Genomic DNA, 26,745 nt, shown 5'->3' with positions numbered 1-26,745 from the left:
TTCCCCATTGTTTTATCATTAAAATATAGTAGGTATGACAACATTCAAAGCAACGGTAAAAAAGCCAAGATCAGATGGATTCTATACAGTTTACATTAGAGTCACACATCAGCGCAAAACAAGTTACATCAAGACTAACAAGATTATTGATCCGGCTCATATAACCAGTAGTGGTGAGTTAACAGACCCGGTAGTGAATGAATATTGTGCCATAATCATACGCCAATATACAGACAAACTGAATCGTGTTGACGCTACATTTTGGGAACTTAAGGATGTCATAGAATTCCTTCACAAAAATGATGAAGAGACATGCTTCAGTGATTATGCGAGAAAGTTTATTTCGAAGATGGAATCAGAAGGGCATGAACGTAATGCAAAAAACTATAAACTTGCAGTCAATCATTTAGAACGGTATATAGGTACTACCAAAATCATGTTTAGCATTCTTACGACTTCTGTTTTAACACAATGGATTGACACATTGTATAAGACCAGCAGAGCAAAAGAAATGTATCCCACTTGTATCAGACAGATTTTTAAGAAAGCAATCATAGAATTGAATGACGAAGAACGTGGTATTTTGCGTATAAAATACAATCCATGGCTAAAAATTATAATCCCAAAATCAGACAATACACTGAAAAGAGCAATCAGTGCAGAAGCTTGTCGTGAATTCTTTAATCGTCCTCTGCCACAAAGTAAAATGGTATCTCCCCTTCCTGAACTCGGCAGAGATATAGCCCTGCTTTCATTATGTATGGGTGGTATTAACACGATAGACCTTTACGAACTGAAAAAGAGAGATTATAAAAATGGTATTATAGGATATAAGAGAGCGAAAACAAGACATAGTCGTAGGGATGAAGCATACATGGAGATTCGTATTGAACCGTTTATACAGGATACATTTAATAAATATCTATCTACGGACCAGACAGATGAATATCTGTTTAATTTTCATAGTCGTTATAGTAATTCCGATAGTTTCAATGCCAATATAAATATGGGAATCAGGCGAATATGCCAAGATATGGGAATGTCCAAGGAGGAATATTATTGCTTTTATACGTTTCGTCATACCTGGGCAACTATTGCTCAAAACGATTGTGGAGCAAATATGTATGAGGTAGCATTTGGTATGAACCATAGCCATGGATTTAATATAACAAGAGGCTATGTAAAAATAGACTTTACTCCAGCATGGGAACTTAATGCAAAAATCATAGACTTCATATTTTTCAGTAATAAAAACAGTAAACAGAGTTTGGTTCGTAACTTTGAATCACCTGCAGAGAAAATGTTTCGTATTACAAAAAAGATGATGATATATGGAAGAGCATATTTCAAAGGCGAAGTTATTGCCGAAGTTACAGACATAGGTTTTGATACCGTTGATGATGTCATTTCAGCACTTGCCAATCAACTTCCTAATGACATCCCCATAGGATGTAATGTACAGTTCCGATTGACAAACTGTGATTCTCAAAAAGAAGCAGTATATGTCAGAAGCAAAGGCAAGGGATTCTAAATTTGAACATATAGGGGAAATCAGCCCATTTATTTCAGAACCGTACCATTTCTCATATTGGTGCGGTTCTTTCTATTTGTCCGGTTGATTCCAGGGCAATACTTCACGGTCTATAAGTATGGCAAAGACAAGTACGATAAGCTTCCATATAAGGATGAAAGTTTTCTTGACCAACCAGACTGCAAGATGTATGGCAATCCTCAAAAGCCAGAACACCAGCTTCAGGAGCAACATACCGATAATAAATACCGGCAACAGATATATAATCAACAACAATTCAAACATAACGTGTAATATTTAGTGATATATAATAGCTTGTTTATTATATAAATATACTAAAAATCAATGAGATACAGAAATTTACACAACACTATTTTCTTGTTATTCGAGTAGATTTTCTACTGACTATCAGTGTAATATCACCATGATAACAAGGTATCTCTAGACTCTGATTATAGGGGTTATTCTACCTGAATGTTTCTGCAATACAGTTCAGATAAAATAAGATTTCCCGATAGCCATTTCATCAGCTGAATCAGCTACATGATTATATTTTCCCTTTATTGGGATTCCAATAACTTAGATAAGCAGGTTACTTTTACCATACTATCATGGTATCGGGACTACATATTATATTGGATATAGGTTTTATGAGAACAATAACCATCTATCCCATATAACGACATCTTGTGTGTCTTTGAGACTTTGGTTTATCCAACCATATATATCGAAACATTATTTTCTTATTACTACGATTTTTATGGTTCTAAAATCGAATAATACTTATAGCATCTGTTTCTGAATACACGAAAATTGGTTTGATAAGTTCTAGGACTCTATACAACAATATTCCGCTATATGGATATTCCAAGACAACCGGATGCTACAGCAGACGGTTAACAGGAATACGCCTCCAAAGAATTGTGTTGTTGATTTCGGTTTGCAACGGCTTTCTCCGGTAAATTTGGGTGTAATAATCATTCCCGGAAGGCATCGTTCTGCCGTGCAGAGTTTTCCAAGCAAGTTGTACTTTTGTGGCCACAAAACTCCGTTTCGTACTCACAAAAGTAACTTGCCGAATGCTGGCGCATCGGAGCGGCTGGCCACTGTTTCGCATGGCGAAAGATGGTCCGGGGAACCTAACCACCAATGTATCCAAGTATGAAGAATCAGAGAACCAAGTACATCAAGGTCAGAATGACACCGGAGGAAGTACAACAGTTTAAGGAGAAATCTGCCTCCTATTCATCCGTGAGCCATTATATACGCTCGGCACTGGCAGAGTATTCAAATATCGGAACCAAAAGGCAACTCGAACTGATGAATGATTTGGGTTTGTTTTATCGTAAATATCAGAATGAACTTTCCTGGGCAGGAGGAAACCTTAATCAGTCGGTTAAACGTGCCAATGAACTTGCGGTAGCCGGATTACTCGCACCCAGCTATATTCAGGAAGTTCTGTTACCTGTTATCCTCGAAACTCAGGAAGCATTGAACCGAATAAATAAAGACCTTGATTTTCTGACACAGAAAGCTATCAGAATCTGAGTTATTAGTTACACGGTATTCAATCATTTCAGATATAATTATTGTGTAACCGTAGATTAATGAGCTTGAAGTATTTCGGTTACTCAGTCACTTAAACCTTGATAAATAAAGATTCAATATGATAGCAACCATATTACCGGGAAGTACGAACTTCCATGCTGTCGGTTACAATGAACATAAAGTCTCGAAAGGTGTTGCACGGCTTATCGAGATTCAGAATTTCGGTTCACTCGGAACATTTCACAAACCTACCCCAAGTGAATTGGTCGGTTATCTCCAGAAGTACAGTTCACAGAACAGCAGAATCAGGAAACCGCAGTTTCATGTAGCCATATCATGTAAGGGACATGAAATGTCGGAAGATGAGTTGTTGGATTTTGCTCACCAGTATCTCAAGAAAATGGGATACGGAGAATCCCGTCAGCCGTTGCTTGTTTACTCCCATTATGACACGGAGAATACCCATCTTCATATTATTACTTCGAGAGTGGCACCTGATGGAAGAAAGATTCAGCACAGCCATGAACGCAGACGTTCTCAAGAAGTCATTGACCATATTCTTGGGAATGACAGGAAAAAGAAAACAGAAAATGATATTGATGCTGCCAAACAATATACATTCTCTTCCTTTGCCCAGTTCAAGGCAATCATGGTTTCCATGGGATATGAGGTCTATCAGAAAGATGAGAATGTATTCGTCAAGCATGGTGGAAAGGTTCAGAAGGAAATCCCTTTTTCTGAAATAGAAAGTCTTTTCAAGAGCGGTTATCGGGAAAGGACACGTTGCCGTCAGCTAAGAAGCATATTAAAGAAATACCGTGATGTAAGTTCCAACAAGGAGGAACTACAGAAGGAACTGAAAACGAAGTTCGGTATTGACATTGTGTTCTTCGGCAAGAAGGATGCACCATACGGATATATGCTGGTTGATCATGCAAACAAGACCGTCATTCATGGTGCAAGAGTTCTGGCTGCAGAGGAACTTCTGGACTTCGCTACTCCTGAAGAACGGTTCAATCGGATTGAGGACTATATTGACCGGTTACTGACACTCAATCCGAAGATTACCCAGGGTGAAATATACAGTAAAATCAGGAAGCAGCGTGCCTATATCAAGAAAGGTATCATCTATTTTGATGGCCAAAGCCGCCCGTTAAAACCTTTTATGGCAGAAGCTATTGACCGTAACAACCGTATAGCTATGGTAGAAATGTTCAATCCGGCTACTGAGGCTGAACGTGATCTGCTCTGCAAAATCTTCAAGGTATCCCGGAAAGATTTAGTAGATATATCTCCGGAAAGAACTCACTACTACACAGATGCAGTGAACCGTCTGCGTGAGATATTCAATGACGAAAATGTTTCCTCTGTCAGAAGCAGATTGCATGAAGAGGGATTCACCATCCGTCAGGAAGAAGATGTAACTTATGCTATAAATTTCAAGCAGCATATCATTATAAATCTTTCAGAAAAGGACTTCAATCTTGAACTGTTAAGAAAACCAATAAAGCAGCCTGTCAAGCAATTGGATCAACTAAAACGCCTGCAAAGAAAGAAATCTACTGCACTTTTCTCTAGCAAAGGTAAATTGAGTGATTTTGGCGGTGGCAGTCATGGGGAGAAACGTGAGTGGGAAGTAGGTCAGAAAGGAAACTATGATAATGTTGATGATGAATGTTCAATTAAAAGATAAATCAAGTTATAAAGTTTTCTAAGGACATCATCATGATCATGCAATGAAACAATATCAAATATATGGTTGCATAATATATTTTGCTTTTTATACTTAAAGACTTCAAGAACTAATTTAAATTCTTTACTTTTGTTAGCATATTGCAATAAAGATGCTCTATAATAAGCTTTTCAAGAACTATTATAAAACAAAAATCATACAGATATGCAAGAAGCACATTTTAAAAATATATGCAACAAACTGAAGGAACTATTAACCAAGGCTAATAATACCGTAGATATAGCAATGGCATGGTTTACAAATGCTGATTTATTTTATACTTTAGAAGAGTGTATTAGAAGAGGCGTAAAAGTTCGCCTGATATTACTTGATAACCCTATAAATTTCATGGAATATGCTCCTGATTTTAACAGATTGATAGAATGTGGTGGAAATTTATATATAGCATCTGCTAATATTGGGTTTATGCATCATAAGTTCTGCATAGTTGATAATAAAATAATAGTTAGTGGATCATATAATTGGACATATTACGCTGAAAGCCGTAATTTGGAGAATGTTTTTTTTACAGATGATTCTTCTGTAATATCTGCTTATCAAGAGGAATTTAATCATTTAGCTGGACTAATTAGCATGGCAAAATCTTCACCACGTCTTGCTATGACTGATATTGAAGCTCTTGACAATATTGATTTCCATGAACTTAATAATGAAATTGAAAATATCTGTCGAGTACAAAATAGACCGGTAAAACGTATCTTCGAGACTCATACACAGGTGATAATGAATGAGATAAAAAGTTCTCCTGTCTCTAAATATAATATTGGGATATTAAACTCTGATGATGAAGTTAGTCTTGATGCCGAAGTTTTTATTAAAGCTGGCAGTAAGTTGCCTATTACAAATACTGTAACAATGTATTTTGACAGTCATTCGGAACATGAATGTCCCTGTAAAATCATTAAATATGACGGAAACAATGCCAGCCTTGTAAAAGAGGAAGATATATTGAGAATTGCCAAAGGTACAAACAATCCTAATCTTCCAATAAGATTTTCAATGAGGTTGGATGACAATGGAAGCTTAAGAGTTGATGTTTCATGTGAAATTTCAGGGCAATATATGACCATTAGTACTTTGGATAAAAATTTAGTACGATATGAATGATTCTATAGAAATTTTCAAACGTCAAATTTCCCATATTAATGAGATATTTCACTCATATGAGAACTTGACAAATGATGAACTGAGAGAAAAAGGAATTCAAATAAAAATAACAGTTAGTAATTCTTCTGATAAGAACGAGACTCTAAACAAAGCCTTACCAGAAGTCTATGCTTTGGTAAAAGAAACTGCACGGAGGTTTTCATTAGGACAAGTTGTTGTTATGGCAAATAAATATGACATCTGGCTTGCTTCTAATTATGATTTTGTAGAAATAAATGGGAATAAGGCAATATACCATAATAAGTGGGATGCAGGTGGTGTTCCATTTGAATGGAACATGGTTCATTATGACGAACAATTATTAGGTGGTATTTTATTACATTATGGCTATGCCATTGAGATGGCTACCGGTGAGGGGAAAACACTTGTAGCGACACTACCAGTTTTTTTAAATGCCTTGACACATCAGGGGGTTCATCTGATGACAGTTAATGATTATTTATCAAAACGGGATTATCATCTTACTCATCCTATTTATGCTTTTCATGGATTAACCGTTGAATGCATTGAACAATATGAGCGTTACGATGAAAGACGAAAATATGCCTATAATTGCGATATTACATTTGGTACTAATTCAGGCTTTGTTTTCGATTATCTATTCGACCATTTGGCAACAGATCCAAAGGAATGTGTACAAGAGCATCATAATTTTGCAATTATAGATGAGCTTGACTCCATTCTTATTGATGAAGCTGACACTCCTCATATAGTGTCTGGTGGAATGTATTACAATAATGAAGATATTTATAAAAAGCATTTATCTCTAATAGAGGATATTATTAAAGACAGCTCGAAAAAATATTATACTATTGATCTTCTTAACAAAGATGCAGCCTTTACATCGGAAGGAGAATCTTACATTTCCAATAGATTAAATAATAAGGATTTATTTAAAATAAGGAAAAAGTATGAATTAAAGAATTATAATTTGCTTTCTGAAGAACAGAGAAAGCAAATCATGAATAATATCTATCTTCAGAATGTATTGCACCAACTTTTAAGGGCATATACTGTATTTGAAAAAGATGTTGACTACGTTATTCAAAATGAAGCTGTAAAGATTGTAGATCCATATACTGGTAGAATCAAAGAAACTCACAGATGGGAACACGGATTACATACGGCTATTGAAATTAAAGAAAAAGTAAAAGTTCAGGATGATTCTGATGGCATTGCTGTTATTTCTTTAAAGAATTTCTTCAAACTATATAATAAGATTGCAGGAATGTCAGGAACGATAATGACTGCAAAAGATGAATTAAGGGAAATGTATAATTTGGACTGTTCACAAATCCCTACGCACAATCCTATAATAAGAATAGACAATCCTCTATATATATTCCGTACTTCTATTCAAAAAGACGAAGCCATTTTAAATAAGGTAGTAGAGAATGTTCATAAAGGAAGGCCAACACTTATTGGAAGTCTATCTATAAAAAGAGCTGATGCTATTGAAAAGTTGTTGTCGCAAAGAAAGTTGAACTTTAATAGACTTGATGCAAAGACAACTAAAGATGAATCATTAACTGTTTCAAAAGCTGGAATAGGAAATACCATCACTCTTTCAACAAGTGTAGCAGGAAGAGGTACGGATATAAAACCGTCGCATGACGCTCTTATTAATGGTGGTCTCTGTGTTATTGGTACAGATCTTTTTACATCCATACGAACTGACCTCCAATTAAAAGGTAGGACAGGTAGACAAGGGGATCCGGGTTCTTCAATGTTTTTTGCTTCGCTTGAAGATCATATATTAAAATATCTTTCTACAGAAGAAAGAAAAGAATTGGATGATATTATTTCAAATATTAATAGCGATGATTTATCATACGATAATGTAAGATATTATTTTAAGCTGGCACAAACCAACAGAGAAAATATATTTAAGATTAAAAGAGCAAAACAAGCAAGAAAAGATGATATTATTGCTCCTCATAGGTCAAAATTTTACAAACAACGTAATAAGGTCTTGTTTGATGCAATCTATGCAGATGAACTTATTAATGATATTATCACTGAATACAATATCAAGATTAATGAAATTGAGAAACATCTTTTGTCACTATATGATAAGGCAAAGGAACTGACACTAAGAGCTAGAAGAAACAATTCTAACCGACAGCAAATATTAATACCATTTTCTGATAACCAGCATCCGTTTACGATTAAATATGATGTAAACTTAATACAAACAAGTTTGCAATATTTTATGAGTGAGTTTAAACGACAGAGTATACTACAAATATATGACGAGTCTTGGAAAGAACTGGTATTACATATGATGCAAGACCTTGACCAAAAAGAAATAGACGAACTTGACGGAGATTATGTCCGTATGATAAAAAATGTACATCAAAATATTATCAGCAGATTACAATCTTCTTCAATAGTCTTTAATTTTATTGAGGAAACCCCAATTCCTTCAGCTATTATTAATTCCAATCAGGTAAATACTGAGCAGCTGAAGAATATGGCTATCACCAAAGACTCTCCATGCCCATGTGGAAGTGGGAAAAAATATTGCGAATGTCACGGAGGCAACATTCGCAATATCAGAAGACGTAGAATTTAATTCATCTCTTCAAACGGAACTAATTCGTTATTGATAAATAGTAAAAAAGATAGAGAACCATCTTTTTTCTTTATTATCAATAACGGATTATTTGTGTTGATTTCATCATCAGCTGATTTTGCAGCTATTGAGTCAAACAAATCCGATGAATATGAATCATTTTCATAATCAGAATATGCATAATCTCCTATGTAGTCGATAATGCCTTTGGAGGTACTGTAAGCATCATTCAATTTTTCCTTAGCAGATGAATATTCTACTATGTGGGTAATCATAATTTGTTTACCGTCAGCGCTATAGCACCCTAAAACATAACCCAAATAACTACCATCTGTCTTAGTCATTTCTTTGGTATCCAAAATAGTTTCTTCCGGAATATTCAAATATATATTGTAATCTTTCAGTTTGTATGTATGGATATAATCAATGAGTATTCCATTATTACAATGACTAAGAACATAACTATGCATAATTTTTCCATCATTAATGGTACTATCCAATCTCCTGATACAACAGTTGACAAGAGATGCAATATCAAAATATTTAGCTAAGAATGTAGGAGAATAACATCCGCTACCTTCAACATAAAAGTTTTTTGTATCCTGTTCAATACGTGACAAATAAGCTTTTCTCAGTTCAAAAGCATTTCCATCAGCGTTTGTGGTACATACCAGTTCATTTGCATGATTTGTGATGCATAAACTTATAAGTTCTTTTTCAGGAACTGCATAACTTAGAAAATGTAGCATTTCATTACTTCCAGTACAATCTATAATCATATCAAAGTCTTGAATTTCCTTTAAGGATTCTTCTTGACTTTTATAGTTTACATTATCATAAAATGAGCCTTCTACATATTCATTATAATTGACATTATGCATAAACCAATAACCATGTGCTTTAATTTCTTTGGCTTCAATAAAAGGGTTAATAGATCTTATCTTTTTTGCTATTGCTTGAACTTTACTTTCACCTAAATCAGCCAAAGAGTATGTGCTACGACATATATTTCCTGGTTCAATAATATCACTATCCCATAGCCCAATTTTATTTATTCCGCTATGAACAAGACTTTCGGCGACCATTGAGCCAATTGCTCCAAGACCAACAATGGCTATACGTTTTTCTCTTAAATTATTACATAAGCAGCCACGACCAAAAAACATATATGAGTCTATCGATTGTACACTCATATATCTAAGAGGTATTCTGACATCACGACTAACTGAAATATGTCTTACCCCTAAATTATAATCTATAGACTCTGCCTTAACTGCAATATAATTAGTGTAGAAGACAAGCCATTTAATCTCATTACCATCTTTAAATCCAAAAGCAAAGTGCTTAAACCGATATGACTCATTTATGTTCTCTTCTTCATCATCATAACAATCACCAACTTTCATTGGTTCTATTTTCACACCATTGTTATTATGGATAGACGGTTCTATTTTATCTAAATAAGATAAAATTAAGTTCTTATGAATAGGAAAAACCCTTGTTTTACTCTTATTATCACAAGCACTTCCTATATAAGATACTTCTTTATCAAGTTCCTCACGAATCTCATTAATTTTTCGCAATGCTTCATCCTTTGAAAGACTAATACCATGCCATCTTGAATTATCTATAATTTTCCATGCACCACTTGTTTCAAAATCTTTTAGAATATGCATACAAATTTCATTGTTCCAAGCATAATTCTCTTTTAGTTTAAGAAAGTCATCTAATACATCAAATGATTTAGGAAATTCATCAACAATAATGTATGGTAACTTATAGTTTGTAAAAGATTGTTTACCATTGAATGCATAAAACCGATTATCCGGAGTCTTAATGCAGTGTAGATAACCTAGTTTATCGGGGAAATTATCAGCATTCTTTTCAAAATCTCCCACAAAAGTAAAAGTTGCATTCGACCTGAATTCTTTTACTTCATCAGGATTCTCCCATTCATATGCATTAGCTAATGCTAAAGCACTACGAACAGAAGGATCTTCTATTACGGCAGGAAGATCAGCACGCATCTGTCTAGTTATCCATTCTTTAAGACGCGATATTTCTTGATTAAGCTGTTCAACTACACTCTCAGCGAAAGGAGTATTTAAACAAAACCAATCACCATATTTTATTTTTCCATTATGAATTAAATGAGGATAACCACTTAAAGACTTAGTTCTAAATGTTAATTTACTATGTGGAAAAGTAAAGGGTATTTCTACTCTTATGATAAGAGGATGAATCGTATTCTTAACTTCTACCAAACCAACATATATATTTTTTTCGTCCTCATCATCAGACTCCTTAAATACCTCAACTAAATTAAAGTCAGGATGATTTTGAAAGTATGAGGTAAAAAATAAAGCATCTTTATAGTCAAACATAATATTAGAAGAAATTAAGCATGTCCTCTTGGTGAAGGAATTGTTGTTGTTGGACGTTGTGTTGAAACGGTAGTTTCTTGTTTTTTTATTTCTGGCTTATTTGGTGTTGTACGTAATGTGATTTTCTTAGAAGAACCAATTCCGTTGAATGAAGGTTTATTTTCCATAATTATCTTATTTATTGTTTCTACAAATATAGGTATTCTTTTTTATGTATTAGTTCTTTCTTTGATTATAAATGCATTACAACTTTAAAAAAGATTTGTTGAATAGGATATTTCTTTGAAGGCAAACTCATACAATAATCTACATATCTATTCTAATTAAGTTACTACTCCGTAGAATAGAAATAGATTTATCTGTAACTTTTTTAGTCTAAACACCCCGATTAACCTAATAAAATTTCTCTGAATATTCCGGTTAATCCAACCAATATTATAAAACTGTTGTGCATTTCTTACCTGAAAATCTTGGTTAATACATTTGTCACAAAATCAATCAATACTTGAAATGATACAAACTCCGGTTATAGTGACATTTGCCAATCAGAAGGGAGGCGTTGGAAAGACTACCCTTTACGTCACCTTTGCTAACTATCTGGTGACAAAGGGTGCAAGAGTTGTGGTGATAGACTGCGACTTCCAGCACTCCATCATGAAATGTCGAAAGGCCGACATCAGGAAATACGGCGAACAGGAAATGCCCTACGAGGTATGGGCATATGAAGCCAATGACAAGGCAATGATGACTTCCCTTATGGAGAAACTGCACAACGATCCTGAAATTGACGTTGTGCTTATGGACTCTCCCGGCAGTCTGAAAGCGGAAGGGCTGATACCCATGTTCGTCAACTCGGATATCATTATTGTTCCATTTCATTATGACCTGGTAACCGTTCCGTCCACAGCAAGTTTCCTCATGTTTGTTGACCGGCTGAAAAAGGCTGTCGGTGAAAGGATGAAAGCCAGACTCTTCATCATTCCCAATTTGAATGACGGAAGAATCGGCAAGCGTTCCGAACTGCTTATCTGGGACAATGCAAGGGATACCTTCTCCAACTATGGATACGTCACTGCGAAGATTCCAAAACGTGCTGATATGGAACGGTTCAGCACCATGGCGGCATTGGATATGCAGGCCGCTATCGTTACACCGGTCTTTGACAAGGTCTATCAGAGTATCTTCGATACACTTCAACCGATAAGGGAAAAAGAACTCAAAGGCATACAGCTGACGGAAAATCTGAATCCCAAGCCTAAGAAGAAAAAGAAGGCACAGCCGTCTGATGAAGCTTCACAGGACATTACCAACCAATCAGAAACCCAACCTTCAGAAAATGGCAACAGCAATCAGAATAAAGAACCAGAATAATCAGTAAACTTCAATAACCATAGCATTATGAGTAAGGATATACCGGAAATAGATGACCTGACAAGAGGCATCAATGATTCAGAACTTATATTGACGCAAGATACCGCAGGAACACAGGTTGAGCAAAAAGAAAATAATAATGAAGCACAGGAAAAGGATATTTCTGTTTCCCTTTCGGATACAGGATGCTGGGATGACTTCATGGAAATCCTTCAATCGGACAGTTCCGGAACGGACAAAACAGAAAGGCCTGTCTGCAAGCTTGACCGTGACCTTGCGGATTCACTGGACGACTGCGATATACATGGCAGGTGCCGCTCTGACCTGGTGAATGCCATTGTAAGGGCATTCTTCAAGTCCTACCTGCCACGTCTGGCAGAATACAGAAGGGAAAAGAAATCATTGTTTAACAGTTACAATCTGTAGGTTATGAAAAAGACTGACTGGACTGACAGGATGCTTGCCGCTCTTATCGAACTGTATCCGGTAGAAACCACGGCCTATACAGCTGCCGTTCTCAATCTGAGCGAATCGACCGTCAAGTTGAAAGCCCGTGAGCTTGGACTTGTTAAAATGGCCAAATCCAGATGGATGGAGCGTGCCGACTATATCAGAAACCACTTTCAGGAGTGTTCATTCTCTGAGATAGGGAAAGCTCTCGGCATTACCCGGATGAGTGTCGGACGCATAGCCGCTGCACTCGGACTGAAACGCAGCAGTGAAGAGAAACACCAGATTTCCTCACGTATCCGTACCCAGATGGTAAAGAGGGAAAGACGGCGTATCGTCTTCGGACTGGAACCCATAACCGGTATCCGTGTCATTTCAAACAGAGCAAAGGTAAGGGTACGCTCAAACATGAAGTCAAACGGATACATCATCAGTGAGGAACACAACGTGATTTATTATACCGGCAGTACGGAACGCAGGGAACGTCTGGAAAGCTGGGGCATCAGACTGGGACTGCATATCCTTCCGCTTCCGGAGGACAGTTCCGCTCTTTCATCCAATATCATATTACAACAGCCATGCAGTACGGACAGATAGTATTCCTTCTCTTCGTGGCAATGGTATTCTACTATGCGGCAATGATTTTCATGGACTTCCAGAGGGCAAAGGCCGCACAGAATGCCGAACAGGACAGCCAAAAAGAAGAGGACATTGACATATCGGAAGAAGCACGAAGCTTCAGGCCGATAAGAATAAACCGGAATGAACCTGAATCCAAAGAAGAAAGTTCAGAACAGAATAATACTGAGAATCCCGAACCTGAAAATGACAAAACTGATTCTGACGGTACAGAGAAATCTGCATCCCAATCAGAATCTTCCAGACACGTTTACCGGGAGGCCATCATGACTGACGGCATTCTGGTTGAGAATATCATTCAGGAAATAAACCGGCTGGCAGAGACCGGTACCAGTGACCTCGGTGCCGTTATCTTCAGCTGTGAGAATGCCTGATATATATACCGTTCCTTTAGTGACATCTGTTTCTTTGGCGATGAAATCCTTTAACATTATTCAGAAATGCAGATAATAAAGAAAAATGCCCGGAATCTTACGGAGCGTTTCATCGGTTCAAGTTTTGGACAGAAGTGTGTGGTGGCGGCCATTGCACTCGTTATTTCCACATCAAACGTAATGGCAGGAAGCAAGGGTGCAGCTGGTTTTACCAAGGCCACCCAGGAAGTCAGTTCCTACCAGACTCCGGTATCGAACCTGATGAAGGCCATTGCTGCCGTTATCGTTCTGGTCGGTGCCTTCAACGTCTATTTCAAGATGCAGAACGGAGACCAGGACGTGAAGAAGACCATCATGCTTACCATCGGAGGCTGTATCGCATTCATCGCACTTTCGGAAGCTCTTCCGCTGTTCTTCCAGTAATCCTTTTCCGGCATGACAATGAATCAGGAAGGTTACCCTGTGTTCAAGGGATTGCAGAAACCGCTGGAGTTTATGGGCATACGTGGCCGTTTCCTTACTCTGGCAGCGGCAGCCATAGGCGTATCATTCGTAGGCTTCATCGGTTTCTCAATCGCTTTGGGAAAGGTTGCAGGATTCATAGCCATGATGGTCATGGCACTGGCGGGACTGATAACCATCTACATCAAGCAGCGTGGTGGACTACACAACAAGAAAAGGGCAAAAGGCATCTATATCTACAGAAGCCTGAGAAAAGAACAGTAAATCACTTTATACAGTATGGCACACAAAAGGAAAAGAATATTTGACGGACTCTATGCGCAGCTGGAGGAGACGGACGGCAATGTCGTGCTGTTCTCGGCCAGGGGCGAGCCGTCAGTTATCTTCGAGATAACCAATCCGGTCCAGCAGCTCTGTACGGATGCGCAGCAGTACATGCTGTTTCATGACGTGCTGTCCAATATCCTTCAGACCATCGGTGAGGGATATGCACTGCAGAAGCAGGATATTCTGTGCAGACAGGCATATCACCATGACGTGCCGGATGATGCGGAGTTCCTGACAAGGAGCTATTTCAGATACTTCGAGGGAAGGGAGTTCACAGAGATAAGGACTTTTCTTATCCTCACCCAGGAGGCTCAGAGAAGCCAGTTCATCCAGTATGACCCGAAGAGATGGCTCGATTTCCATTCCAAGGTATCAAAGACGGATGATATTCTGACGGAAAAGCATATCCGGCACAGAAAGCTCGGCAAGGAGGAAGTCAGCGAATACTGCCACCGTTTCATGGCATTCCAGTTCCGGCACGGACCGTTCTCGATGACCAACTTCAAGGCTTCGGACGAATATCTCAGGACAGGTGACCGGATTATCCGTTCCTATCCGCTGGTGGATATTGACGAGATTAATCTGCCTTCCATGATAAAGCCGTACACGCAGATGAACATCAACGGCTACGGTATCGCAACCGACCTGCTTTCTTTCCTTACCGGCGTCCCCTACTCAGACTGTGTGGTGTTCAACCAGGTCATTCAGATACCGGGACAGAGGAAGCTGCTGCGCAAGCTACAGGCCAAGGCGAAGCGTCACGGTTCCATGCCGGACCCGAGCAACCGTATTGCCAAGGCCGACATTGAGGAAGTGCTGGACAGGCTGGCCATTGACAGTACCATGCTTGTGTACTGCAACTTCAACATTCTGGTGAGCTGTCCCCCTGACAAAGTAACTCCGGTAACTTCATTTCTGGAAACGAAGCTGTACGAGTGCGGTATCATGCCGTCAAGAACGGCCTACAACCAGCTGGAGCTTTTCATGGACTGTTTTCCCGGTAACGGCTATGCCTTCAACCCGGACTATGACCTGTTCCTGACGCTTTCGGATGCTGCACTTTGCTTTTTCTTCAAGGAACACATGAAAGAATCTGAGAATACACCGCTGACTACATACTACACCGACCGTCAGGGACTGCCTGTATGCATTGACATTACCGGCAAGGAAGGCAAGAAGAAAATGACAGACAATGTCAACTTCTTCTGTATCGGTCCTTCAGGTTCCGGCAAGTCCTTCCACATGAACAGTGTGGTACGTCAGCTGCTGGAACAGAATACGGATGTGGTCATGGTGGACACGGGTGATTCCTACGAAGGCATATGCGGATATTACAAGGGTACATACATAGCCTACTCGAAGGAGAAACCCATTTCCATGAATCCGTTCAAGGTCACGAAGGAGGAGTATGAACTTAATTTCGGTGAGAAGAAGAATTTCCTCAAATCACTGATATTCCTGATATTCAAGGGTAACGCATTTCCTACAAAGATTGAGGACATGCTGATAAACCAGACCATCGTGGAATATTACGAAGCCTATTTCAATCCTTTTGAAGGGTTCAGCGACAGTGAGCGTGAGGCATTGAGACAGAAACTGCTGGTAGCCGCCAAGATGGAGGATGACTATGAACAGTTCACGCACAGCATGGAGGACATCGACAGGCAGATAAATGCGGAAGAGGCGCAGGAAAAGCCGGAAAACCGTGCACTGCTGCTGCCTTCAGAAGTACGCCGTCTGAAGCTGATACGACAGTGCCGTTCACTGACCGCCCTGATCAATGATGAAGCGGCCACAGAATCGGAAAAGGAACGTGCACTTGCCATCATAGAAAAATACAAAAGGGAACTTTATAACAATTCCATGCTGATTAAGATAGACAGGCAGATTGACCACATGGAGGAACAGAAGCGCAGGCTGAAGGTTCAGGAACTCTCGTTCAATTCCTATTATGAGTTTGCCCTGGAACGCATACCGCAAATTACGCAGCTGGAGAAAATCAGTTTCAATATACATGACTTTGCAGCCATACTGAAACAGTTCTACCGTGGCGGCGAGCTGGAGATGACACTGAACTCCGACCTGGACATCAACCTGTTTGACGAGCGGTTCATTGTGTTCGAAATAGATAAAATAAAGGATGATCCGGTGCTTTTTCCGATTGTGGTGCTGATTATCATGGACGTGTTCCTGCAGAAGATGCGTATCAAGAAGGGACGGAAGGCTCTTATCATCGAAGAGGCATGGAAGGCAATAGCATCACCTACCATGGCAGAATATATAAAGTATTTGTATAAGACCGTCAGGAAGTTCCACGGCATTGCCGGTGTGGTCACACAGGAACTTAATGACGTGATTGATTCCCCTATTGTGAAGGAGGCCATCATCAACAACTCGGACGTGAAGATTCTGCTTGACCAGACCAAGTTCAAGGACAGGTATGAGGATATTGCTGCCATTCTGGGACTCACTGACATACAGCGTCAGCAGATTTTCACCATCAATGCGCTGAACAACCATGAGGGAAGAAGCTACTTCAAGGAGGTGTGGATTTGCCGGGGACAGCACTCGGATGTGTACGGCGTGGAGGAAGCACCTGAATGCTACTGGGCATACACTACAGAACGTACCGAAAAGGAGGCACTGAAAATTTATCTTGCCCGGTACGGTACGCTGCAGGAGGCCATCACCCGTATTGAGGAAGACCGCAAGGCGGATGGAGGGCTTCTGTATCTGGAGTTTGCAAGAAAAGTCAACCAACATCAAAAAGTTATGTCACTATGGTAAGAACAGTATTAAGAATCATATCGGTTATAATGCTTTCTGCATTTGTCTGTATTAATGCACATGCTGCTTGGAGAATCGTATTCGACCGCAACTGTCTGAAGATTGTCATGGCCAATACCGCTTCACAGAAGCTTATCGAGGAACAGCACAACCAGCGTGTGGATACCATTGCAGCCAAGAAACAGAAGGTGGAACTCTATACGGTGAGTATGGCTACCATGAAGGAACTCTACAAGCTGAGCATGGAGAACATATCCGGTTTCGGGACTGAAAGTCTTTATTACAAGGAAATAGGTCTGTGCGCTTTGGATATTCTGCGAAATGTTCCGGTACTTGTCAGTACGGTAAACAGGGCCAAATTTTCAAACAGGCTGCTCTGTCTGAACGAACTCGGCAACCTTGTAGCGGAAACCCAGCAGCTGGTCGGCAACTTCGTCAATATCGTGAACAATGCAAAAATTCCCAATCCGTTGCAGGGACAGGCAACTGCCGAGAAAAAGAATGACGGCTACAACTTGCTGGACAGGTATGAAAGGCTGACACTGGCAAATAGCATCTATACTGACCTGAACAGGATACGCTATAAGGTGGAAGGGATGGTTCTGATGGCACAGTACGCCACTGCAAACGACCTCTTCTTTGCCATAGACCCGGAAGGATGGGCAAATGTGGTGACCATGAAGAATCATGTGGGGAATCTTGTACAGGACTGGAACGGACTGGTTGCTTCAAATTATTAACCTTTCATATATCTCTGTCATGAAAATCAGAAATATAAGTATCATATCAGCCTGTATTATAATGCTGTTGCTGCCTGTAAAGGCTTCCGCTTTCATAATACCCAAAGACCTGCCGACCATCGAGGCACTCATTGCCCTGCACAAGGCCATAAAGAAGGACGAGGACAAGGCTCTTACAAGAGTGGCCACAAGCTATGGCGAGCAGTCGCTCATTGAGAAGGGTGCGGAAAAGTTCAATGATGTCCGGACCACTCTGGATACAAGGCTGAACAATGCCTATTCGTATCTGGTACTGGCCGGTGCCATTTCTTCAATGGCCAACTCACTGTATCAGCTGGTAACGGAATACAAGGACTTTACCGGTAATACTTTCAGTCATGTATCAAAGAAGCCTTTCGTGGCCTGGTATTATGCCGATGCCAACGTGGCAATATCAAGGGAGATACAGCACTGCTACAGACTGTATGCATCCGTGGCCGCTTCGGGTATAAACCTGATGAAGGCTTCCATGGATGAGAAGCTGAATCTGGTAATGACACTGAAGGCTTCCATCGACAGGGCAAGGTACATAATAGACAATGCTAATCTGTATTGTTTCCTTGTCACGGACTGCGGATGGAAGCCGGACTATATCTGGGAGATACTGAACTCCAATGTGAAGAATGAGATAGCTGAGCGTGTAATCAATAAATGGAATCAGGGATATGCAGGTTAGAAGAATATTTACAATAATCATGTGTCTGGCAGTATCATGTATCATATTTACATCCAATGCCCAAAGCATAGTCAGTGACAGTGAAAAGCAGAAGCAGTGGAAGTCTATGGAAAACGGTCCGTGGGATTTTGCTCCGGACTGGTATTACTTTTTCCTGCATAAGAAATATTCCGGTGCGGAAATGTACTGGAAATGGGACTGGTTCAACTCCGGATTCCGTGTCCGTTTCAAGGAACCAAAGTCTGATGTGAAGCGTATCATGCCGGTGCGTGTGACTGCCGAAGAGACGCAGAGGCAGAAAATCAAGAAAGTGGAGAGTGAGCGCAAATATATCGAGGAACTGTATAAGGAAGAACTGGCAAGGGAGGCTGACAGGAACGTTGATCTGATGTATGCCACATACAAGGACGAATTCAACCGTATGCAGGACTGTATCACGGACGGACTGCTCTACTGTATGCAGAAGAGTGACGGCAAGCTCCGCTATCAGGTGGACGAGCTGAGCCGTCAGAACGAAATACTCTGTGCGGATATAGCCTATATACACAAAACCGGTGTCGGCTATGGACTGGAGAACGCCAAGCGGCAGAAGGCATATGAGGAAGCCAAATCCAGGATGGCAGAACTGGTCAACAGGACTGCACACCTTTGTGCCGTTGCCGCTACGCATTATTGAAAAACAAGTAAAAACAAATAACATTTTAAGATATGGATTTATTGTTTATTCCGCTGACAATAGGACTTCCGGCCATTGACGAAAGTCTGGAAAAGCTGCTGACGGCCATGGAGACATTTCCCAATGTGGCCGTTCTCGGTGATGCCGTTTCAATGGCAAAGGCTCTCGGTCTGTGCCTGGCCCTGTGTGTCGGTTCATACGAATGCTGGATGATGATGCTCGGAAGGCGTGGTATAGATGTCATGAAGCTGTTGCGCATCATCGGCATTTCCCTGTGTATTTCATCCTCTTCATGGATATGCTCGGCTCTGCAGGTTCCGGGAAAGAGTCTGGAATCCGCTACATGGGCTATGGCCAAGGCCAAGAATAAGGAAGTGGCGGCCTTTGAGCTGAAGGTTGCACAGAAACAGAGTGAATATCTCGACAGGCTGAGAACCGTGCAGGACTCCATTGCCACGGCAAAGCAGGTGGCCGAAATCGGTCAGGATGCTGCCTGGTGGGACAAACTGATATATAATGTGGAGAATCTGGGCTCGACCATCAACAACTACGCACAGAGGGCTGCCGTGGCGGCTGAGACGAAGGTCAGTGAATGGATAAACGATGTAATACGCTTTGTCGGGGAACTGATTTTCCAGATGTCGTATTACGGGATGCTCGTGGCACAGAGGATTTTCATGGCCATCATGATGATATTCTGTCCGATAATGTTTGCTCTCTCGCTGGCACCGCCATGGAACTCAGCCTGGAGCCAGTGGATGTCCAAGTTCCTTTCCCTCTCGTTATGGGGATTCGTGACCTATATGTGCATCTATTATATAGACTTCATCCTTCTTTATAACCTGCAGCAGGATCTGGTGGCATACGACCATCTGCTTCATGGCTCGGTCAACTCATGGGAACAGATTGGTGCACTGGGACTGCAGGGAATAGGCTCCAACTGTATGTACGCCATGGGTATGCTCGTGGGTGCCTATATTATACGCTTCGTTCCTGAAGTGGCTTCATGGCTGATTCCGGGAGGTGTAAGTTCGGGTACGGGTTCAGTTGCCGGTTCGGCTGCAATGGGCATCACTTCGGCTGCAGGTGGTATGGCCGGAAGTATGGCCAGTTCTGCCATGAAAGGAACGGGTTCGGTTGTCAAATCATTAGTCAAATAACTTCAAATCTTTTTACAATATGCTTATTGAATCCCTTGCACAGAAAACCAGACTGGCAATGATGACAGTATTTGCGGTAATCGGAGGCTGCACCGTCATCTGTGCCTTTACGGTCTGGTGCTGCATTTCACTTGTCAACGAGGAAAGGCAGCAGATTTATGTACTTGACGGAGACATTCCGTTTCTTGCCGAGCGTGCACGGCTGGAAGCCAACTTCACCATGGAGGCCAAGGCGCACATACAGCTGTTCCACCAGTATTTCTTCAACCTGCCGCCCGACAACGACTATATCAAATGGACGGTAGGGAAAGCGATGTATATGGCTGACGGGACTGCGCTGAAACAGAAACAGGCCATGGACGAGAACGGTTTCTACTCGGACATCATTTCCTCTTCGGCTGTCTGCACCATCATGTGCGACTCCATTCAGTTTGACGAACATGAACGGAAGTTTACCTATTACGGTACGCAGCTTATCAAGCGCAGGACCAGGGACATCAGACGCTCGATGGTGACAACAGGTTACATCGAGTCCGTACCGAGGACAAGGAACAATCCCCACGGTCTGCTCATTACCGGCTGGAGGACTCTTGAAAACAGGGATTTGGACTATTGATATACTGATATTATGAAATCATTCAGAAAAAAGATACGGGAAAGCCGTCTGAAAACGCATCTGCTTGTCAGGTCGTGGTTGCAGCCCAAACTGGGTGTCATCAGAGCAAGATACCGTCTGGCCGCAAGAATCAGACTGGCCAACAGATGGGCGGCAAAGCATCCGAAAACGACATTCGCAGGTGTGGCAGGGACACTGCTTCTGCTACTTGTCAGTACTGTTGCCATAGATTCCGGCAACGGAAAACAGAGTGAACCGGATGTCAGTTCGATTGCCGGTATGGAACCGGTGTTTCAGGGATTCCGTACCATCCAGGCAAACAAGGACATTCACCGCAGTGTATTGACGGACATGACGGTGAAGGGACAGTTACTGCGTCATGAACTGGACTCCATGATTGCCATACCTGTAAAGAGCCGTGAGGATTCCTTGCGGATCATCCTCAAATACCGGCAGCTGGAAAATATAGTCAAATCCATTAAAAACAATGATAACCCATGATTAAGATTAATTTCAAACAGCCCAAGTATATCTTTCCGCTGGTCATATTCGTTCCGCTGTGCGCACTGGTATACTTTGTGATGCAGACTTTCTCCGGCGGTGAGGAGACTGCCGGAACGGTAGCTACAGACCGTATCAACATGGAGCTTCCCCAGGCCAATGCCGAGGAAGCCGGAGACAAGATGTATGAGATGTCCAGACGTTTCGGCGACGAGGATGCCTTCACAGCCGTCAGCGGTATCGGGGAGGAAGAACAGAAGAAGGAGGAACTGGAACACGGCTACAGCGAGGAGGAACTGAACCGTCTGGATGCTGCTGAAGCTGAAAGACAGCGGCAGCAGAGGGAACTTGAAGAACTGGAACGTTCCCTTGCCGAATCAAGAAAGCATATCAATGCATATGCTTACGGAAACGCTCCTTCGGAAAACAGTGAAACGGGTTACGGAGGTATGGGATATTCCTCACAGGACGAGTTTGCACGTGACCTTGAAGAGATTCAGCGAAGGAGCTATGAACGGCAGAAAGCTATTGAAAGCGGACTGGGTATCAAAGACCCGGAAGCAGAGGAAGCTGAAAGAAAGCACAGGGCTGATTCCATAGCTAAAGTACGTCAGGAGGAAAGGGAACGCAACCGTCCGAGTCTGGTAATCAAGTCTGATGACACCAATGCTGACAGGTTCAATACAGTTACTGCTCCGGATGAATTTGCCGAGAACAAGCTGATACGTGCCATGATTGACCAGACTACAAAGGCGCATGAAGGCACACGTCTGCGGTTCAAGCTTCTGGACGATGTGACGGTAAGCGGTACAAGGCTAAAAAAGGGAACTTACCTCTATGGAACGGTAACAGGTTTCGGACAGCAGCGTGTCAGGGCTTCCATAACCAGTATCCTTATCGGCGACAGGTTCATCAAGGTCAAGCTTTCTGTATTTGACAATGACGGTATGGAAGGTTTCTATGTTCCTGAATCGGCATTCCGTGATTTTATGAAGGATGCAGGTTCCAATACGGTACAGCAGAATATCAGTTTTGAATCCAGTGACGGTTACGGTACCGGTATTTCTACGGAGGCCATTGCCCTCCAGTCACTGCAGAATATGTATAACTCTGCCACGTCTGCCATATCTTCCAATATCAGAAAGAACAAGGCGAAAATCAAGTACAATACCATTGTTTATCTGATAAACTCGGAGGATGCACGCTGATATATCTGAATACAGCAAAGAAAATTATAGTAACATTTTAATATTTCAATATGAAAACCAGAATTATTCTGATAATATGCCTTATCACAGGCATAGCCGTACATCTGTCGGCCAATGAGAAGATATACATCAACCGGGAAGTGACTACGCACATTGTCATGCCCGAGAACATCAAAATGGTGGATATTTCCACTACTAAAATTATAGGCAACCAGTGTACAGACAATATCGTCCGTATCAAACCTTATCTGGAGAATGATTCCATATCATCTGAAGGTTACAGGGAAAACGAACTGCTGGGTACACTCACCATTATCGGTGAGCGTCATATCGCACAGTATGACATCCTCTATACCGAATCACCCAAATATGCTTCTACCATCTACAATGTATCCTACAATGAGACACAGTCCTATATCAATCCGGAGGTTTCCATGCCGATGGCTGAGATTGCACGATATGCTTGGGCTGTCTATGGAAGCAGAAGAAAATTCAACCAGATTGTATCAAACAAAAATGGAATCAGGGCATACATCAACAATATCTATTCCATCGGTGACTATTTCTTTCTGGACTATACACTGAAGAACAAGACAAGGATTGCATACGATATAGAGGAAATCAGGGTAAAACTTACTGACAAAAAGGAGACAAAGGCAACCAATTCACAGACCATAGAGCTTACCCCTGTATTTTCCATGAACAACACCCGTAAGTTCAGGAAGGACTACAGGAACGTGCTTGTGATTCCGAAGCTCACTTTCCCTGAAGAGAAGGAGCTTCGTCTGGAGATTTCCGAGAACCAGATAAGCGGACGTGTGGTGGTACTCACCATCGAGTATGAGGACATTCTCAATGCAGACGGCTTCGACTCGGATATTCTGGACGGTGCAGACTATTACCCCTACTATTATATTGATCATTCCATAAAAAAATAGGCCATGAAGAAGATTCTGTTCATTCTGTTTTGCCCGGTTGCATTCATCGGTGCATCGGCACAGACCGGAAAGGTTTCCGTCAATGCCGGATTCCTTTTTCCAAGTACGCTGAATGCCACTTTGGGTTATGAGTATCCGCTTTCATACGGAAATGCGGTCGAAGTATATGGTGAGGTCGGGAATCACTGGCAGAAGCCGGTATGTCACAATTTCCGGAAAGGATATTTCTGGGATGGAGGTATGGTTTACAAGCACCGTCTGGCACGGTACAAGAACGGCATGATGCGCCTTCGTCTTGGGTCTCAGTTCGGTGCGGTACAGAAGAAGTTCTTCTTCGGGCTGGAGGCCGGATTTGAATACAGCTATGTGTTCCGCAGCGGACTGGAGTTTTCAATAATCCAGAAGAACAATGTGAACTTCCTGCATGGGGATACCTTCCGCAACGGTCTGCTGTTGGGTATAAAGGTTCCATTTTAGTAAATTCATATACAGTTAGAGCGTATGGCATTTGAGGAGACAAGGGAACAGCAGCAGATATACAACTACTTCAGGAGCTGCATCTATATCTTTCTGATTATTGAAATTATCATGAACCTGCCAGTTACGGCTGACAACAGGGTTACGCAGTTCGTACTCGACCTGCTGGCACGGTTCAGGGTTTTCAATTCCGTATCGGGATGCAAGGTGGCCGAACTGATATGCATCTGTATTGTCTGTATCGGCACAAAAGCAGAAAAGTCCCTGAAGTTCAATGTAAGGACAATGGTCATCTATCCGGTACTGGCCGGTCTGACACTTGTGGGACTTTGTTTTGTATTTCATGGCATGAGTTTCGGATTCAGCTGGCTGGGATTTCCTGCCAACCGTCTTCTGTATGCGGTATGTTCGGTGGTGGGTACCATGCTGGTACATCAGGGACTGGACGGTATTGCCAAGTATTACAACTACAAGGTCGGTGAGGACCGTTTCAATTTTGAGAACGAATCGTTCCAGCAGTCGGAAACGCTGGTCAGCAATGATTATTCGGTGAACATTCCGATGATATACTACTGGAAGAAGAAAATGCACAAAGGATGGATCAATATCATCAATCCTTTCCGTGGTACGATTGTTCTGGGTACACCGGGTTCCGGTAAGTCTTTCGGTATCATTGACCCGTTCATCAGGCAGCATTCAGCAAAGGGTTTTGCCATGATGGTATATGATTTCAAATATCCGACACTGGCCAAGACGCTTTTCTACCAGTACTGCAAGAACAGGAAGGCAGGGAAACTACCACAGAACTGCGGATTCCGTACCATCAACTTTACCGATGTGGAATACTCCAACCGCATCAATCCGATTCAGCGGAAATATATTCCGGATCTGGCTGCAGCTTCTGAAACGGCGGCTACCCTGCTGGCCTCACTCAACAAGGGAGGTGGAGACAAGAAGGGCGGTTCGGAAGCATTCTTCACCAACTCTGCGGAAAACTTCCTGGCTGCCATCATCTATTTCTTTGTAAACTTCCATCCGGTCGGATTCAGGAACGGCAGGAAACTGAAGCGTTTCATATCACTGGAGGGAAAGAAGCTGGAGATTGTCATACGCAACTGGGATGACTTCAATGCCATAGACAAGGACGGCAATGTGGTGCTTGACTTCGTGGATGAGAACGGTAATGACGTATCGACTGACGAGGACCGTATGTTTGTGGACCTGAACGGATACAGCTATAAGGACAGGACCGGCAGGAAGATTCTGATTCAAAGGTGCTGGTATGAGGACGAGCATGGCAATGAAGTGGAACCGGATACCGTAACCGGCGAGTTCTCGGACATGCCGCATGTGCTTTCATTTCTTGGAAGACCATACGACCAGGTATTCAATATCCTGATGCAGGATGACAGGATTGCTTCGCTGATGGCTCCTTTCAAGAGTGCTTATGAAAACAAGGCGAATGACCAGCTGGAAGGTATGGTCGGTACGCTTCGTGTGAACGCCGCACGTCTTGTGTCTCCGGAAGCATACTGGGTATTCACCGGGGATGATTTCGACCTGAAGATTTCTGACAAAGCTAATCCGAGCTATCTGGTAATAGCCAATGACCCGGAAAAGGAACAGGTTATCGGTTCTCTTAATGCGCTGGTTCTGAACCGACTGATTACAAGGGTGAACTCAAAGGGCAATATCCCGGTGAGCATTATCGTGGATGAGCTTCCGACGCTGTATTTTCACAAGATAGACCGTCTTATCGGTACGGCTCGTTCCAATAAGGTTGCCGTGACTTTAGGTTTCCAGGAGCTTCCACAGCTGGAAGCAGACTACGGCAAGGTCGGTATGCAGAAGATTATCACCACCTGCGGTAATATCTTCATGGGTGCGGCACGTAACAAGGAGACACTGGAGTGGGCACAGAATGATGTATTCGGAAAGGCAAAGCAAACTTCACGCTCCATTTCCATCAATGACCACAAGGTATCAACCACAATCTCTGAGAAGATGGACTTTCTGGTTCCTGCAGCCAAGATTGCGGATATGGCAACAGGCTGGCTGGCCGGACAGGCGGCACGTGACTTTACGGCTACCGATGACAGTATGCTTGACCATTTTGACATCGAGCAGTCGGAAGAGTTCAAGACCACCAAGTATTTCTGCAAGACGCACTTTGACATGAAGAAGATTAAGGACGAGGAAAAGCACTATGTTCCTCTTCCTAAAATATATGAGTTCAGGAATGATAAAGAGAAGGAAATCCTGCTCAACCGTAACTTCAAGCGTGTGAACCAGGAAGTGGAGGATATGGTAAAGGAACTTCTCGGTATCAGCTAAACATATAGCCTA

The 26,745-nt window shown here is 41.8% G+C and carries 25 protein-coding genes; 22 read left to right on the top strand and 3 right to left on the bottom strand.

Features of this window, described 5'->3' with window-relative positions; translation table 11 throughout:
- Nucleotides 1–34 precede the first annotated feature (34 nt).
- Nucleotides 35–1,531 (top strand): phage integrase SAM-like domain-containing protein, encoded by a 1,497-nt coding sequence (locus WKU26_RS09915; RefSeq protein WP_340321874.1) that lies wholly within the window; start codon nt 35–37, stop codon nt 1,529–1,531.
- Between the two features lie 72 nt (nt 1,532–1,603).
- Here WKU26_RS09915 and WKU26_RS09910 read toward each other — a convergent pair whose 3' ends face one another.
- Complete coding sequence (locus WKU26_RS09910; RefSeq protein WP_340321873.1) at nt 1,604–1,816, bottom strand: hypothetical protein; 213 nt, start codon at nt 1,814–1,816, stop codon at nt 1,604–1,606.
- Nucleotides 1,817–2,692: 876 nt separating this feature from the next.
- On the opposite strand from WKU26_RS09910, the gene WKU26_RS09905 reads away from it, so the two are divergent.
- From WKU26_RS09905 to WKU26_RS09890, 4 genes are all read left to right on the top strand, one after another.
- Nucleotides 2,693–3,079 carry a plasmid mobilization protein gene (locus tag WKU26_RS09905; RefSeq protein ID WP_340321872.1) on the top strand — a complete coding sequence of 129 codons (387 nt, stop codon included), beginning with the start codon at nt 2,693–2,695 and terminating at the stop codon, nt 3,077–3,079.
- Between the two features lie 118 nt (nt 3,080–3,197).
- Entirely contained in the window at nt 3,198–4,772 is a 1,575-nt protein-coding gene (locus tag WKU26_RS09900; protein ID WP_340321871.1) for a relaxase/mobilization nuclease domain-containing protein, read from the top strand.
- Nucleotides 4,773–4,976: 204 nt separating this feature from the next.
- Nucleotides 4,977–5,939 carry a phospholipase D-like domain-containing protein gene (locus tag WKU26_RS09895; RefSeq protein ID WP_340321870.1) on the top strand — a complete coding sequence of 321 codons (963 nt, stop codon included), beginning with the start codon at nt 4,977–4,979 and terminating at the stop codon, nt 5,937–5,939.
- A complete protein-coding gene (locus WKU26_RS09890) occupies nt 5,932–8,574 on the top strand; it encodes a preprotein translocase subunit SecA (RefSeq protein WP_340321869.1) in 2,643 nt (880 codons plus the stop codon). Before WKU26_RS09895 ends, WKU26_RS09890 begins: the two co-directional genes overlap by 8 nt.
- On the opposite strand, the gene WKU26_RS09885 is transcribed toward WKU26_RS09890, so the two are convergent.
- Together WKU26_RS09885 and WKU26_RS09880 are read right to left on the bottom strand one after the other, a co-directional pair.
- Nucleotides 8,571–10,958, bottom strand: a complete 2,388-nt coding sequence (locus WKU26_RS09885; RefSeq protein ID WP_340321868.1) for a HesA/MoeB/ThiF family protein — start codon at nt 10,956–10,958, stop codon at nt 8,571–8,573. The two genes, WKU26_RS09890 and WKU26_RS09885, sit on opposite strands and share 4 nt — an antisense overlap.
- A 14-nt stretch (nt 10,959–10,972) precedes the next feature.
- Nucleotides 10,973–11,125: a hypothetical protein gene (locus WKU26_RS09880; RefSeq protein ID WP_153816365.1), complete on the bottom strand. Its 153-nt coding sequence runs from the start codon at nt 11,123–11,125 to the stop codon at nt 10,973–10,975.
- A 343-nt stretch (nt 11,126–11,468) separates the two neighbouring features.
- Here WKU26_RS09880 and WKU26_RS09875 point away from each other — a divergent pair, with 343 nt between their 5' ends.
- The 17 genes from WKU26_RS09875 (at nt 11,469) to WKU26_RS09795 (ending at nt 26,733) form a co-directional block, all read left to right on the top strand.
- On the top strand, nt 11,469–12,329 hold the full coding sequence (locus WKU26_RS09875) for a ParA family protein (RefSeq protein ID WP_340321867.1): 861 nt from the start codon (nt 11,469–11,471) through the stop codon (nt 12,327–12,329).
- A gap of 27 nt (nt 12,330–12,356) precedes the next feature.
- A complete protein-coding gene (locus tag WKU26_RS09870) occupies nt 12,357–12,755 on the top strand; it encodes a hypothetical protein (RefSeq protein WP_340321866.1) in 399 nt (132 codons plus the stop codon).
- A gap of 3 nt (nt 12,756–12,758) precedes the next feature.
- A complete protein-coding gene (locus WKU26_RS09865; RefSeq protein ID WP_340321865.1) occupies nt 12,759–13,376 on the top strand; it encodes a MarR family transcriptional regulator in 618 nt (205 codons plus the stop codon).
- Nucleotides 13,358–13,792, top strand: a complete 435-nt coding sequence (locus WKU26_RS09860) for a hypothetical protein (protein WP_340321864.1) — start codon at nt 13,358–13,360, stop codon at nt 13,790–13,792. Before WKU26_RS09865 ends, WKU26_RS09860 begins: the two co-directional genes overlap by 19 nt.
- Nucleotides 13,793–13,858: 66 nt before the next feature.
- Nucleotides 13,859–14,215: a DUF4134 domain-containing protein gene (locus WKU26_RS09855; RefSeq protein WP_270653920.1), complete on the top strand. Its 357-nt coding sequence runs from the start codon at nt 13,859–13,861 to the stop codon at nt 14,213–14,215.
- A gap of 12 nt (nt 14,216–14,227) precedes the next feature.
- Nucleotides 14,228–14,518, top strand: coding sequence for a DUF4133 domain-containing protein (locus WKU26_RS09850; protein WP_272718882.1), 291 nt, complete (start codon nt 14,228–14,230; stop codon nt 14,516–14,518).
- A 15-nt stretch (nt 14,519–14,533) separates the two neighbouring features.
- Nucleotides 14,534–17,368 carry a TraG family conjugative transposon ATPase gene (locus tag WKU26_RS09845; protein WP_340321862.1) on the top strand — a complete coding sequence of 945 codons (2,835 nt, stop codon included), beginning with the start codon at nt 14,534–14,536 and terminating at the stop codon, nt 17,366–17,368.
- Nucleotides 17,362–18,108 carry a hypothetical protein gene (locus WKU26_RS09840; protein WP_340321861.1) on the top strand — a complete coding sequence of 249 codons (747 nt, stop codon included), beginning with the start codon at nt 17,362–17,364 and terminating at the stop codon, nt 18,106–18,108. Before WKU26_RS09845 ends, WKU26_RS09840 begins: the two co-directional genes overlap by 7 nt.
- A 61-nt stretch (nt 18,109–18,169) precedes the next feature.
- Nucleotides 18,170–18,823, top strand: coding sequence for a hypothetical protein (locus tag WKU26_RS09835; RefSeq protein ID WP_340321904.1), 654 nt, complete (start codon nt 18,170–18,172; stop codon nt 18,821–18,823).
- Complete coding sequence (locus tag WKU26_RS09830) at nt 18,813–19,499, top strand: DUF5045 domain-containing protein (protein WP_117695355.1); 687 nt, start codon at nt 18,813–18,815, stop codon at nt 19,497–19,499. Before WKU26_RS09835 ends, WKU26_RS09830 begins: the two co-directional genes overlap by 11 nt.
- 32 nt (nt 19,500–19,531) lie before the next feature.
- Nucleotides 19,532–20,659, top strand: coding sequence for a hypothetical protein (locus WKU26_RS09825; protein WP_340321860.1), 1,128 nt, complete (start codon nt 19,532–19,534; stop codon nt 20,657–20,659).
- Between the two features lie 19 nt (nt 20,660–20,678).
- Nucleotides 20,679–21,275, top strand: a complete 597-nt coding sequence (traK, locus tag WKU26_RS09820) for a conjugative transposon protein TraK (protein WP_005649285.1) — start codon at nt 20,679–20,681, stop codon at nt 21,273–21,275.
- 12 nt (nt 21,276–21,287) lie between these two features.
- Nucleotides 21,288–21,776, top strand: coding sequence for a hypothetical protein (locus WKU26_RS09815; RefSeq protein ID WP_340321859.1), 489 nt, complete (start codon nt 21,288–21,290; stop codon nt 21,774–21,776).
- Nucleotides 21,773–22,984, top strand: coding sequence for a conjugative transposon protein TraM (traM, locus tag WKU26_RS09810; RefSeq protein ID WP_340321858.1), 1,212 nt, complete (start codon nt 21,773–21,775; stop codon nt 22,982–22,984). Before WKU26_RS09815 ends, traM begins: the two co-directional genes overlap by 4 nt.
- A 50-nt stretch (nt 22,985–23,034) precedes the next feature.
- On the top strand, nt 23,035–23,922 hold the full coding sequence (gene traN / locus WKU26_RS09805) for a conjugative transposon protein TraN (protein ID WP_340321857.1): 888 nt from the start codon (nt 23,035–23,037) through the stop codon (nt 23,920–23,922).
- Between the two features lie 3 nt (nt 23,923–23,925).
- Complete coding sequence (locus WKU26_RS09800; RefSeq protein ID WP_340321855.1) at nt 23,926–24,399, top strand: hypothetical protein; 474 nt, start codon at nt 23,926–23,928, stop codon at nt 24,397–24,399.
- 24 nt (nt 24,400–24,423) lie between these two features.
- On the top strand, nt 24,424–26,733 hold the full coding sequence (locus tag WKU26_RS09795; protein WP_340321854.1) for a type IV secretory system conjugative DNA transfer family protein: 2,310 nt from the start codon (nt 24,424–24,426) through the stop codon (nt 26,731–26,733).
- The last annotated feature ends 12 nt before the right edge of the window (nt 26,734–26,745 follow it).

Source organism: Phocaeicola sp. HCN-40430 (genome assembly GCF_037890285.1).
In the GTDB taxonomy this organism is placed as follows: domain Bacteria; phylum Bacteroidota; class Bacteroidia; order Bacteroidales; family Bacteroidaceae; genus Phocaeicola; species Phocaeicola acetigenes.
The sequence above is the reverse complement of the archived record's forward strand: the minus strand, read 5'-3'. Positions and strand labels throughout refer to the sequence as shown.